Here is a 12,274-nt window from a genome sequence, read left to right on the forward strand (position 1 = left end):
CGAGCCTCTTACTCCTTCACGCCGCCAAGCGCCACGCCGGCGATTATATATCTCGACAGCAGGAAGTATATCACAAACAAAGGGAGCACCGTTAAGGAGAGGCCCATGTAGATGGATCCGAACTCCGTCTTATAGATATCCCCTTTGAGCAGGCTCACCATAATCGGCAGCGTATATTTGCTCTTCTCCGTCAGCAGGATGAGCGGCATGAACAAGTTGTTCCAGCTGGCCACGAAGGCGAAGATCGCCTGCGTCGCGATCGCCGGCACCATAATCGGCATGACGATGCGGTTGAAGGTGTAAAACTCGCCGGCGCCGTCGATGCGCGATGCCTCCACGATCTCCATCGACAGCGTCGCGAGCAAATATTGGCGCATGAAGAACACGATCGCCGGCGCCGCGATGGACGGCAGGATGAGCGGGAGGAAATTGTTCGTCCAGTGCAGCTGGTACATCATTTTGTAGAAGCCGATGGCGCTGGCTTGAGCCGGAATCATCATGACCAGCATGATCACGGTGAAGAAGGCCTGGCGCATTTTCCAGTTGTAGGCCACCAGCGCATAGGCGGTCAGGGACGAGAAGTAGACCGCGCAGATCGTGGAGAAGCCCGAGATCATCAGGGAATTGAAAAATCCCTTGAGGGGATCGAAGCTCTTGCTGAGCAGTACGTCCAGATTGGTTTTGAAGTGCATAGACGGAATTAAGGACAGACCGCTTTGGATCTCCTCCGTCGAACGGGTCGCATTGACGAACATGATCCAGAATGGCAAAATGCTCAGCAGCGCCAGAACGATGCACACCACATAGACGACCGTTTTGTTCAACGTAAGGGAGACCGTGGAGCCGGACCGATTCTTTTTCGCCATGGTTATACCCCCCTTGCCGCTGCTTTGGCAGCTTTGTTGCGAATTCGGTTTGCTTTCCTCGCTCTAGCCGCGTCCCGATCGCGCATCAGGTAGAACAGAAGTCCCGCCAGAACCGCCGCGATGGCGAACATGATCATGCTGGCCGCCGCTGCCCGGTTGAACATATAGCTGCCCTTGAACGCCTGGCCGTAAATAAACACCGAGGTCGTGAGCGTCGCATCGTCCGGCCCTCCGTACAGGAAGAGCTGCGGAATATCGAACAGCTGCAAGCCGCCGATCGTAGAGGTAATCAAGGTGTAGAGCATGATTGTCCGCAGGCTCGGGAGCGTGACGCGGAAGAAGATCTGCCACCCGCTTGCGCCGTCGATGGATGCGGCCTCGAACAACGCGGGATTGATTCCCATGACGCCGGCGATCAGGATAATCATCGTATTCCCGTACCACATCCAGAACTGGATGAAGGCTACGATCCCCCGTGCCGTCGTCTTGTCCTGCAGGAAATTAACGGGCTCATGAATCCATCCGAACGTCTCGAACAAGCTGTTTATCGGCCCCATCGGGTAAGAGAACAGGGAGTTGAACAGCACGGCGATCGTGCTCGCCGTGATGATATTTGGCATATAGAGCAGCACTTTGAAGGCGCCTTGCCCCCGCACTTTCAAGCGCTGGTTGGTGAACCAAGCGGTGAGCAGCAGCGCGAACGCCATCTGGGGAATGAAGTTCAGGATCCAGATAAGCGCGGTATTGGAGAGCGACGTCCGAAAGGAAACGTTGTCGAACAGCAGATATTTAAAGTTATCGAAAGGGTGATCCAAGATATGAACCGGCTTGGGGATGACCCCCTTCATGTCGGTAAAGCCGATGACCGCGGTGTACAGAACGGGATAAAAAGAGAACACCAGAAACGCGAGCAGGAACGGAAGACTGAACAAATAGCCGAATTTTGAATAATTGATGCCCTTGCGGCGCATGGCACTCACCTCGTCGATGATCAAAATAGGAGGGGCGGGAACTCCCGCCCCTCCGGTACTATTACTCGCTGTCGATGCCGAGCTGGTCCTGAACCTTTTGCTTGAAGTCCTTCAACGTCTGCTCCCGGCTCTTCTTGCCTTCGGCATACTGACGGACCTGGTCGCGCCAGATCAGGTTGATCGATTCGTCGTATTGGGTGAGGTTCTTGCCCGTCGCGTTGGCGTTGGCCGGAACGAAGACGTCGAACATGTTCTGTCCGCCGAGCAGATCGACCGTGCCGTCCGACTTGGACATGACCACGGAAGAAGCGACGCTGTCCTTCGTGCCTTGCTCGCCCGCCTTCATGGTTCCGTTCGCCCAGAAATGCTGGAGGCCCGTATCGGTGGAGTCGAGCGTAACCCATTTAATGAAATCGGCTACGGCCGCTTTCTTGGCATCGTCTTTCACGACGTCTTTGTTCGCGAGCAGCCACGTGCCGCCCCAGAAGAAGCCGGTCGGCGGTTCGGTTACGGCCCAGTCGCCTTTCGTGGCTTTGACTTGGCCGCTCATCACGTAATTGATGAGCCAAGCGGGTCCGAAGAAGCCGAATATCGGTTGTTTGCCGGTGCCGGACATATCGGCGTACCAAGCCTCGGTCCAGTCAGTCGTGCCATTGGAGTATCCTTTGTCCTTCAGCTGCTTGGAGAAGTCCAGGAACTGCTCCCGCTTCGGATCGATATGCAGCTTGCCGTCCACGATCCAGCCCTTGTCGGAGCTATTCTCGATCGGGTGCCAGATGTCGCCGTCGCCGGAAACGATGCCGTAGCCTTTCGCCTTCAGCTTCGCGGCGGCGTCGAAGAATTTATCCCAGCCCGGTCCGACATTCGTCTTGATCGTTGCCGGATCATCCGTGCCGAACACTTCCTTGGCGATCGAGCGGCGGTAGATGAAGGCCCCGCCGGTAGCTTGGTAAGCGAGGCCTTTCAACTGGCCGTCCTTGCTGCCGATATCGACCGAATACTGGGCGATGCCGGCGTCCTTCACCTGCTGATCGTCGAGGCCGAGATCGGAATAATTCGCCGCGTAGTCGGACGCGTCGCCCTGCGTGTACTTGAGAACGAAGGCCGACTCGGCCGCGTACAGATCGGGAGCATCCTTGCCGCCGCCGGCGAGCGCCTGGTCGAGAGCCGGCTGGTAAGCGCCGTCCGTCGTCGCGATGACCGTCGTCTTGAAATCCACGTTCGCGTCCGGATGGGTCTCGAGGTATTTCTTCGTCATGTTCGGGATCTCGTCGGTGAAGCTCCAGAGGTTAATCGTGATTTTTTCCCCGGTCTTGTCCGGCGTGCCGCCCGCATCGGCATTCGCCGCGGCGTTGCCGGCATCCGCCTTGGTATTCGACTCGGTATTGCTGGCGCCCGCGTTGCCTGCGTTTGCGGTGCCGGCATCGTTCGAAGCGTTCGGGTTCCCTCCGCATGCGGTAAGAACAGAAGACAATAAGACAATGGCCGTCGAAATGGATAAAGCGCGTTTCATGTTTCTTCCTCCCCTTTTTTACGCTCGGTATGTTGTAACCGCATACATCATTATAAAATCTGCGATGTAAGCGCAACAGTAACGGCGATTGGGAGAAATTCCACTTTTATCGGATGGATCGGTCTTCCTCGAGCACCTGCACGCGGTACTGCCTCGGGCTGCTGCCCTCGTTGTCTTTGAACACCTTGATGAAATACTTGGCCGTGCCGTAGCCGACCTTCTCGGCGATATCCGAGATCGGCAGCCGCGTCGAAACGAGCAGCTCCTTGGCTTTCTGCAGCCGGATGCGGGTCAGATAATCGCTGAACGTAACGCCGGTCTGCTCCTTGAACAGCACGCTGAAATAACTCGCGTTGAGATGCATGAGATCGGCTACCTGCTTCATGCTGATCGGCTCCTCCAAATGGGCCTCGATATAGCCGATGGCATCCTTGATCGGCGCGCCGAGCCGCGCTTCGCTGCGTCCCACCTCCAGCAGCTTCGCGTCCACCAGCTTCTCCATGGCCTGCATCCGCTCGCGGCCCTCTTCGAGCTGCAGCGCCCGCTGCACGGTTTCCATCAGAATATCCTTGTCGAGCGGCTTAAGAATATAGTCGAACGCGCCCAGCTGAAGCGCCTTTCTCGCATAGTCGAACTCGGCATGGCCGGAGATGACGACGATGACGGGCAGCGGTCCGCGCCGAGCCAATGCCTCCAGCATTTGCAAGCCGTCAATTTCCGGCATTCGCACATCCGTGATGATGACATGTGCTGTATTCGCTTTCAACCATTCCAGTGCCTCTACCCCGCTCGCCGCCGTCTCGATTCTGTGCCGGCCTGCCGACCAGGCGGTGAGCGTCTTCTGGATGCCCAGGCGCGTGCGCGGCTCGTCATCCACGATCAGCAATGTTCTCATAGGAGCGCCTCCCCTTTCGAAGTCATCGTAATTTCAAAGCTTACCGTCGTGCCCGCTCCGGGCTTGCTCTCGATATGCAGCCCGCCGCTTGGCCCGGAGACGGCCGGATAGTGGAGCTTCAGGCGGCGCTGCACGTTGAACATGGCCACGCCGGCCCCTTTCTTGGACGCCTGGGGAGCGGCGGCGTCCAAGCTTTGAACGAGCCTTGCCAGCGTCTCCGCGTCCATGCCGGCCCCGTCGTCGCTGACAGAGATCATGACCAAGCCAGGCAGCGACGACCGGATGCGAACCGTGACCGATCCCGGCCCGATGCGGCTCTCCACGCCATGCAGGATGGCGTTCTCCACGAGCGGCTGCAGGATCAGCTTCGGAATCGGCACGTGCAGCAGCTCTTCCTCCGCGTCGATCTCATAGTGCAGCCGGTCGATCAAACGCATCTTCATGATTTGCAGGTAACGCCGCGTATGCTCGACTTCGTCGCGAACGGTCACCCACTCTTCGTGGGCTTCGGCGCTGCCGATGACGTAACGGAACAAACCCGACATCGCGAGAATCGTCCTGGCGAGCTCGCTCTCTTCTTTTTCCTCCAGCGACCAATAGAAAGCCTCCAGCGTGTTGAACAGGAAATGCGGGTTGATCTGCGCTTGCAGCGCCTTCAGCTCGGTGCGGCTCTGCGTAATCTCCTTCTCGTAGACGACCTGGATCAGCTCGTTCATATGGGTGACCATACGGTTGTAGGTATGATTCAGTTCATTGATTTCCATCGTCCGCAAAGGGTTGCGGGTCGCCGGAAGCGGCTTAAGCCCGCCGAACCGCGCGCTGCGCATGCTTCTCATCAGCTGCTGGATCGGCCGGGTAATCATCGTGGACAGCAGCAGCGTCAGCAGCAGGAAGGCCAAGGCCGCGATGCCGATCGACACGTAAATCGCCGTGCGCAGCACCGATATTCCCTCGGTAGCCGCCTCGACCGGCAGGAGCATGACGAGCTTCCAGTCCGTGACGTCGGAATGCTGCCGAACGGCGAGCATTCGCTGCCCGCCGACCGTTACCGTGCTGCCCGTCTGGGCGGCGACGGCCTGCGCGGTCTCGTCGTTCATGTCCGAGAGAATCGGATTGCCTTCGCTGTCGCTCAGCAGCATGGACTCCCGCGCTTCGGAGCGGTCTGCGGAATCGGACGCGAACATATTGAAATAATCCCGGTTGACGCGGACGACCACGTAGCCTCCGGGCGAATAGGCATGGTCGAGCAGGTTAATGCGGCGGACCGCCAGCACCGTGTCCGGCGAACGCGGATCGATGCCGATCCAGGCAAGCCGTCCTTTCTTCTCGTCCGCCGCGGCAAGCGCGTCCCCGGAGATGCGGTTCAGGCTGGAGTCGTCGAGCGGGAACAGGCGCTTGTTATCGATCGTATACAGCTCCAGGGAACTGATGCCCGAGGAGTATGCCATGTAGTTGTTGGCGATTTGCAGCAGCGACTGGCGCTCGTTGAAATTGGACCGGCTTCCTTCCGCCTCCCGGGAAAGGAGCTTCTGTACGTAGGCATCCACGGCAATCTGGGTCGTGAGCGAATCGACCTGCTTCAGGAGCGCGTCCAGCCTTCCATTGGCCTGGATCGCCGTCTGTTGAATATGCTTCTCCGCGCTATTCTTGAGGAGCACGGACACTTCGCCATAGATGAACGCTCCCGCGAAGGTAAGCACGAGAATGATCGTCAGGGTGAAGCTGATAAAAATTTGATTCCGTAGGGTATTACGTTCCCGCAGCTGGATGAACCTTATTCCCCGTATTTTCACAGGCAACCCTGCCTCGCTTATAAATGCTAAAGACAACGTAATGGATTCCCCAAAGCGTGTCAAGTAACGTCAAATTCCAAAAAACCCAATGATATCGGTATTTTTCACAAGCACAGGAGACGCCGCGAGGCGGAGCAGGTTTGCTAGAATAAATCAGGAAGATTACTCTTTGCTGCGGGGGATGATCAAAATGAAAACGCTTAAATGGGGCGAGCCTCTCGTGACCCATATCTATACCGCCGATCCGTCGGCGCATGTCTTCGAGGGCAAGCTCTATATTTATCCGTCGCATGATCTGGACCATGAACAGGCGTCCAACGACAACGGCGACCAATACGACATGGAAGATTATCATATTCTCTCGATGGACGGGTTCGACGCGGCTTGCGTCGATCACGGAGAGGCGCTGCATCTGCGCGATATTCCTTGGGCCAAGCAGCAGCTGTGGGCGCCGGACGCGGCCTATAAGGACGGTACCTACTACTTGTTCTTTCCGGCCCGCGACCAGGACTCCGTCTTCCGCATCGGCGTCGCGACAGGCTCGTCGCCCGCCGGCCCGTTCGAGCCGCAGCCAAGCTATATGCCGGGCAGCTTCAGTATCGACCCGGCCGTATTCGTCGAAGGGGACGAGGCCTATATGTATTTCGGCGGCCTCTGGGGCGGGCAGCTCGAGAAGTGGCAGACGGGCGCGTTCATCGCGAATGCCGAAGGGCCCGCTCCCGATGCGCCGGCCCTCGGTCCGCGCGTCGCCCGGCTCAGCCGCGACATGCTGACGTTCGAGGAGGAGCCGCGCGAAGTCTCCATCGTCGGCGAGGACGGCCTGCCCATTCTGGCCGGCGACGAGGATCGCCGTTATTTCGAAGGGCCGTGGATGCATACCTATAACGGCAAGTACTACCTCTCCTACTCGACCGGCACGACGCACAAGCTGGTCTACGCGATCGGCGATCATCCCTACGGTCCGTTCACGTTCCAAGGCACGATTCTGACCCCGGTCGTCGGCTGGACGACCCACCATTCCATCGTGGAGTTCCAGGGCCGATGGCTGCTGTTCTACCACGACAGCTCCCTCTCCGGCGGCGCCGACAATAAGCGCTGCGTGAAATGCGCCGAGCTGCAGTACAACGAGGATGGCACGATTCGGACGATCGATCCGTACGCGTGACGTAAATAGCCAGTGCAGCTGCGCCAGTCCACGCCCTGTCGGGAGCGGCGCGACTGTCTCGCATAATCGGTTGCTAAGCCTCGCTAAGGATAGTTAACGTATAAGAGCCGTTAAGGAGGCATCTCCTTGACGGCTCTTATGCGTGTGGATCACGAACGGTTATCTAGATCAAACTCCCGCAGTAACAATATCGCTTTGCTTGTCATGTCAATTTGGAGGGCCGTATACCTCAAACTCATAGATCCTTGCCGCGGCGTTCGCCGTTTGCGTAGGCGTCGTGACGTCTAACTTGATATAGCGGGCCGATACGACGGTAACCTTATCTACCGATATGCCGCTCGTATTGTTCGTTACATTCACTACCGAAGTCCAATTGGTACCGTCGGTGCTGACCAGGATTTTATACGCCTTCGTGTTGTAGGCGGCGGTCTCTCCGCCCTCCGATGCGTGCTTGATGACGAATTGGTTCACTTGCTTCACGGAGCCGAGATCGATCTTCAGCCAACGGTTACTGGACTTGGAGCACCATTTGCTATCGTTGATGACGCTGCCGTCCACGGCTCTTGCCGCGGTTTGCGGGGCATTGCACGTACTGTCGACCGTCGCGGGTTTATTGAAGGCCAAATTGGAAGGGCCGAATACTTGAAACTCATAAATCCTCGCCGCCTGGTTCGCGGTTTGCGTTGGCGTCGTGACGTTCAACTTGATATAGCGGGCCGATACGGAAGCGATACTATCCACGGTTACGCTAGCCGTATTACCGGTTACTTTGACTACGGTGCTCCATGCCGTGCCGTCGCTGCTGACCTGGATGTTGTAAGCTTTCGTGTTGTAGGAGACGGTTTCTCCGCCCTCCGATGCGTGCTTGATGACGAATCGGTTCACTTGCTTCACCGTGCCGAGATCGATCTGCAGCCAACGGTTGCCCGACAAGGAACACCATTTGCTATCGTTGGTATCGCTCCCGTCCACGGCTTTGGCCGCCGTCTGCGAGACGTTGCACGTGCTGTCGGCCTTTGCGGGTTTATTCAGTGCCAAATTCTGATGCTCATAGACCTCGAACTCATAGATTCTCGCCGCGGCATCCGAAGTTTGGGTAGGCGTCGTGACGTTCAATCTGATATAACGGGCCTGCGCATCCGATATGTTGTCTACCGTAACGCCGCTCGTATTATTGTTTACGTTAACGACCGTGCTCCAGCTCTTCGCGTCGGCACTGATTTGGATATTGTAAGCCTTCGTGTTATAGGAAGCGGGCTGTCCGCCTTCCGATGCGTGCCTGATGACGAATTGGCTTACTTGCTTCACCGAGCCAAGATCCACCTGCAACCAGCGGCTGCCGGACATGGAGCACCATTTGCTGTCATTGCTTACTTGGTCGTCCACGGCTTTGGCCGCATTTTGCGAGGGAGTGCACATGCTGTCGGCCGTCGCGGGTCGATTTAACGCTACGTTCGGAGAAGTCACCGTAATCGCGTACGTCGTCTTGCTCGATCCGGTTTGCGAGGTGACAATGATCTTCATGCCCGTCTCCAGCGTCGTCGCTTTCGTTACGCCGTCCGCATTGTAGATCTCGAACGTCGCATTCGCCGAAGGCGTGATCGCCGCCTTCAAGGCAGCCAGCTTGATGTCGCTTCCGAAGGTGATCGTCTCGTTGGCCGTCCCGCCGGTACTCACCGTACCGATACTCGAGGTTATTACGGCAGCGCTGCACGTCCCGGTTGTTCCCGATGCCGTCCATTTGGCATACAACGTCAAGCTGTTATAAATCGGATCCGATGCCTTGTAGGCTTGCGTCAGTGCGCTGTCGTAGTACCAGCCCGCGAAGCTGTAGCACTCCCTCTGCGGCGTATGCTGGAACAGTACCTTACCTCCGGGCGACGATACAAACTCAGGGTTAACCAGCGAACCCCCGTTCGAGTCGTACGTCACGGCGACTTGGGCGGGGACGTCCCCCTCATCCAGTCCGGCAAGTGCCGGGGCCCCGAATGCCATTAACGAAACGATGAACGTTGCCGCGAGCAAATAACCTCTTATCTTTGCTTTAAATTTTTTCTTTCCCTGAGTGCGTCTTGGCCTCTCCATCAATCATTCCCCTTTCTCCTGCTCAAATGATCGGCGCTAGTGAAACTGCGAGCTCGCCCGCAGAAGTAGCCAGCCGTCCGTGGAGTTTTTCCGTGGCGGCTCTTATGTTTTTGATGATCACCCAACTATTGAACCGTTGATTGGCCCTGGCTCCTTCTTTCTACATGGCAACCTGACTTTATAGGAACGGCCCTCATGGCGAGTCGACTCCGTCCCGTCAGGCTTGCTGTTCAAGTACATCGGTATTAACACTTCGTCGACCAACATGATCAAGTAGGACTCGCTCAAGTTGGGGTTCCCTATTGGCGATATAATACCGTTCGGCTCGTTTTGGCTTTTTTGGCGATATTCTGGAATGTCATCTCTGGATAGCCGGAAGTTTGGAAGATCTCGAAGGCCGCTTCCAATATGGCATTCTCGAGCTCTTTCCCTCGTTTTCTGGTACTCGGCATGTGGAAGCAGAAGGATGTCTGATCCATCCATAAAGCAAAAAGCCTCTGAAACATAACGTTTCAGAGGCACTGCCTAGCTTTATCGTATCCGCCTTCCATTCATGCAAGCAACATGATTTCCCATGACGAGCTGCCTCTCAATGACCTGCGTCCATGACGACGGTCGGCTGTACGGCTTGTTCCTTTGCCGGCCGTCGGAGCGTGAGTGCCAGCAGCAATCCCGCCAGCGCGAACGTGGCGATCAAGAGATAAGCGTTGTGAAACGCATGCGACATCGCGTCCGGAACCGGCTTCTCGCCCTGGTTCGCATAATGATTCGTCCGGCTGACGAGCAGCGTCGTCAATCCCGCTATGGCGAACGATCCGAAGACCTGCTGGGCAGCGCTTGTCAACGAGGTCACCTTGCCGACCAGTTCCTTGGGCGCGGTCTGGATCAAGTGCGTATTCAGGGCGATAAAGGACATTCCCGTCCCGAACCCGATCAGCGCGCGGGGAACCAAGAACAACCACGGGCTGTCGCTCGGATCGATAAGCGAGAACAAGTAGGCGCCTATCGCAACCAAGATCAACCCGCCGACGACCAATGGACGCGCGCCGATTCGGTCGAACAACCGCCCGCTGAACGGCATCATGGTCGCGGAAGCTAACGCCTGCGGCAACGTCCATAATCCGGCCTCGAACGCGCTCATGCCCATCAGACGCTGCATGAAATACGGGATGGCGAAGATCAACCCGAACATGGTGAACTGCATGATCCACTGCACAATGATCCCGCGAGTGAATTGCATGGATCGGAACACCCTCAGCTCCAGCAATGGCTCTTTCTTCCGGTTGAGCTCGATGATGACGAACAGGACCATGGCGACGCCGCCTACGATAAGACCGGCGATCGTCTTCGCGGAAGTCCACCCCTCCCCCGCTTCGCTTAACCCGTACGATAATCCGCCGAATGCGAACGGCGCAAGCGCGATGCCCGCGTAATCGAGCGGCGCCGACGCTTTTTTCGGGAGATTCGGCAATGACAGCACGCTCATGGTCACGCCGACGATTCCGACCGGAATATTGATGAGGAAGATCCACTGCCAGTTCACGTAGTCGACCAGATAGCCGGATACGACCGGACCAAGCGCCGGCGCAAGCAGGACCGGCACGCCCATCATGCCCATGATTTTGCCCACCGACTCGGGAGGGCTGATTCGGTAGGTCATCGCGAAGGCGATCGGCATAACCATCCCGCCGCCCAGGCCCTGTATGACGCGGAAAGCGATTAACTGCTCTGCCGTGCCCGCGAACGCGCAAAGAATCGAACCAAGCGTGAATAAGACAATGGATACGATGAACGTCTGCTTCGCCCCGAAGCGGTCGGAGAACCAGCCCGCCATCGGAATCACGACGGCCTGAGCCAGCGAATAGCCCGTGATCGTCCATTGGATGAGGCTTAATGAGCCGTGCAGATCGTCGGCAAGCACTGGAATCGCGACATTGACCGCCGTCGTATCCAAGATTACCATGAACATCCCTACGACAATCGCGATCAGTGGAGCAAGGATCGAACGGACGGGCGCAGACTCGGTGGCAAGAACTTTCGTGGACATGTTAAACTCCCCCAGGCATAATCAATTTCTTGCCCTAAAAATAGCACACCTCGCCATACAAAGTAAACTAATTTAATAAAAAAAGTTAAATTAATAAACCAGTGTTTCTAATAACCTCGAGATGTTCTATACTTAGAGTTGGTCTTCCTGGAGGTGTTGCGAAATGTCGGAAACCGATTGCGACCCGTTATTCGAGAAACGGGAGAAGCTCGTGATGCGCTTGATGCCCTACGTCCAAAAGAACGGCTTAAGCGCGTTGAAAATGGACGATGCGGCCAAATATATGGATATCAGCAAACCGACGATGTATAAATATTTTGCGTCGAAAACCGAGATCGCGGAAAGTATCATCGATAAGTTCGTCTTGTACGTGTCCAATCAAATGCTGGCGGAAGCCCCGCCTTCCTTGTCGCCGGAGCAGCCCTCGCAGCCGTCCGCAGAAGAGCTGAAGTTCTACGGCGAGTCTTTCGCCCGCGCGTTCAAGCTCACGATCAAGCTGTCGTTCTATTTGACCGACATCCTGCTTCAGGATCTGAGCGCGGCCTATCCCGACTTGTACGCCAAGCTTGCCGGGGCCGTGGAGCTCTGCAAGAACAAGCTCGCCGACTACTTCGACAGCGGCATTGCGCTTGGCGTTTTCTATCCGATCAATGCACGCATTTATTTGACCCAAGTGGATCTCGTCTTCCGCAAGATCTTGGACCCCAAATGGCTGATGCTGCAGAACATGACGATGAAGCAGGCTCTCATGGACTTCTACAAGACCATGAAGCACCAAGTTTTCTACGAGAAATGGCTGGACGATAACGACTCCGCGATGGGCGCTTATTTCGATGCCTTGATCGCCGGCATGCGCGCGTATGATTAAGAAAGAGCCTTCCTCGCTTAGCGAGGAAGGCTCTTTCTTATTTCTACTATTCGTTAATGTGACATGCAAGG

At 56.7% G+C, this 12,274-nt stretch carries 10 protein-coding genes; 2 read left to right on the forward strand and 8 right to left on the reverse strand.

Annotated elements, in window-relative coordinates; all coding sequences use genetic code 11:
* Nucleotides 1–8: 8 nt before the first annotated feature.
* From GT003_RS17275 to GT003_RS17295, 5 genes are all read right to left on the reverse strand, one after another.
* Nucleotides 9–866 carry a carbohydrate ABC transporter permease gene (locus GT003_RS17275; RefSeq protein ID WP_161700020.1) on the reverse strand — a complete coding sequence of 286 codons (858 nt, stop codon included), beginning with the start codon at nt 864–866 and terminating at the stop codon, nt 9–11.
* A 2-nt stretch (nt 867–868) separates the two neighbouring features.
* The gene (locus tag GT003_RS17280; RefSeq protein WP_161700023.1) at nt 869–1,837 is read right to left on the reverse strand and encodes a carbohydrate ABC transporter permease; all 969 of its coding nucleotides are present in this window, start codon (nt 1,835–1,837) and stop codon (nt 869–871) included.
* Nucleotides 1,838–1,898: 61 nt separating this feature from the next.
* Complete coding sequence (locus GT003_RS17285; RefSeq protein WP_161700025.1) at nt 1,899–3,350, reverse strand: ABC transporter substrate-binding protein; 1,452 nt, start codon at nt 3,348–3,350, stop codon at nt 1,899–1,901.
* Between the two features lie 106 nt (nt 3,351–3,456).
* Nucleotides 3,457–4,245 (reverse strand): response regulator transcription factor, encoded by a 789-nt coding sequence (locus tag GT003_RS17290; RefSeq protein ID WP_161700027.1) that lies wholly within the window; start codon nt 4,243–4,245, stop codon nt 3,457–3,459.
* Nucleotides 4,242–6,038, reverse strand: a complete 1,797-nt coding sequence (locus GT003_RS17295; RefSeq protein WP_338045999.1) for a cache domain-containing sensor histidine kinase — start codon at nt 6,036–6,038, stop codon at nt 4,242–4,244. The genes GT003_RS17290 and GT003_RS17295 overlap by 4 nt, the downstream gene beginning before the upstream one ends.
* Nucleotides 6,039–6,228: 190 nt before the next feature.
* On the opposite strand from GT003_RS17295, the gene GT003_RS17300 reads away from it, so the two are divergent.
* Nucleotides 6,229–7,203 carry a glycoside hydrolase family 43 protein gene (locus GT003_RS17300; RefSeq protein ID WP_239566034.1) on the forward strand — a complete coding sequence of 325 codons (975 nt, stop codon included), beginning with the start codon at nt 6,229–6,231 and terminating at the stop codon, nt 7,201–7,203.
* Between the two features lie 207 nt (nt 7,204–7,410).
* Here GT003_RS17300 and GT003_RS17305 read toward each other — a convergent pair whose 3' ends face one another.
* The 3 genes from GT003_RS17305 to GT003_RS17315 form a co-directional block, all read right to left on the reverse strand.
* On the reverse strand, nt 7,411–9,228 hold the full coding sequence (locus GT003_RS17305; RefSeq protein ID WP_161700029.1) for a discoidin domain-containing protein: 1,818 nt from the start codon (nt 9,226–9,228) through the stop codon (nt 7,411–7,413).
* A gap of 359 nt (nt 9,229–9,587) precedes the next feature.
* Entirely contained in the window at nt 9,588–9,794 is a 207-nt protein-coding gene (locus tag GT003_RS33145; RefSeq protein WP_420831471.1) for a TetR/AcrR family transcriptional regulator, read from the reverse strand.
* A gap of 83 nt (nt 9,795–9,877) precedes the next feature.
* Nucleotides 9,878–11,335 carry a DHA2 family efflux MFS transporter permease subunit gene (locus tag GT003_RS17315; RefSeq protein WP_161700033.1) on the reverse strand — a complete coding sequence of 486 codons (1,458 nt, stop codon included), beginning with the start codon at nt 11,333–11,335 and terminating at the stop codon, nt 9,878–9,880.
* 163 nt (nt 11,336–11,498) lie between these two features.
* Here GT003_RS17315 and GT003_RS17320 point away from each other — a divergent pair, with 163 nt between their 5' ends.
* Nucleotides 11,499–12,203, forward strand: a complete 705-nt coding sequence (locus GT003_RS17320) for a TetR/AcrR family transcriptional regulator (RefSeq protein ID WP_161700036.1) — start codon at nt 11,499–11,501, stop codon at nt 12,201–12,203.
* The last annotated feature ends 71 nt before the right edge of the window (nt 12,204–12,274 follow it).

Origin of the sequence: Paenibacillus sacheonensis (genome assembly GCF_009909195.1) — a bacterium.
Lineage (GTDB): Bacteria > Bacillota > Bacilli > Paenibacillales > Paenibacillaceae > Paenibacillus_Z > Paenibacillus_Z sacheonensis.

What these genes read in the sequence shown, in the direction of transcription:
- GT003_RS17285 (WP_161700025.1), bottom strand. Translation starts at nt 3,350, where the DNA reads ATGAAACGCGCTTTATCCATTTCGACGGCCATTGTCTTATTGTCTTCT.
- GT003_RS33145 (WP_420831471.1), bottom strand. Translation starts at nt 9,794, where the DNA reads ATGTTTCAGAGGCTTTTTGCTTTATGGATGGATCAGACATCCTTCTGC.
- GT003_RS17315 (WP_161700033.1), bottom strand. Translation starts at nt 11,335, where the DNA reads ATGTCCACGAAAGTTCTTGCCACCGAGTCTGCGCCCGTCCGTTCGATC.
- GT003_RS17300 (WP_239566034.1), top strand. Translation starts at nt 6,229, where the DNA reads ATGAAAACGCTTAAATGGGGCGAGCCTCTCGTGACCCATATCTATACC.
- GT003_RS17290 (WP_161700027.1), bottom strand. Translation starts at nt 4,245, where the DNA reads ATGAGAACATTGCTGATCGTGGATGACGAGCCGCGCACGCGCCTGGGC.
- GT003_RS17280 (WP_161700023.1), bottom strand. Translation starts at nt 1,837, where the DNA reads ATGCGCCGCAAGGGCATCAATTATTCAAAATTCGGCTATTTGTTCAGT.
- GT003_RS17320 (WP_161700036.1), top strand. Translation starts at nt 11,499, where the DNA reads ATGTCGGAAACCGATTGCGACCCGTTATTCGAGAAACGGGAGAAGCTC.
- GT003_RS17275 (WP_161700020.1), bottom strand. Translation starts at nt 866, where the DNA reads ATGGCGAAAAAGAATCGGTCCGGCTCCACGGTCTCCCTTACGTTGAAC.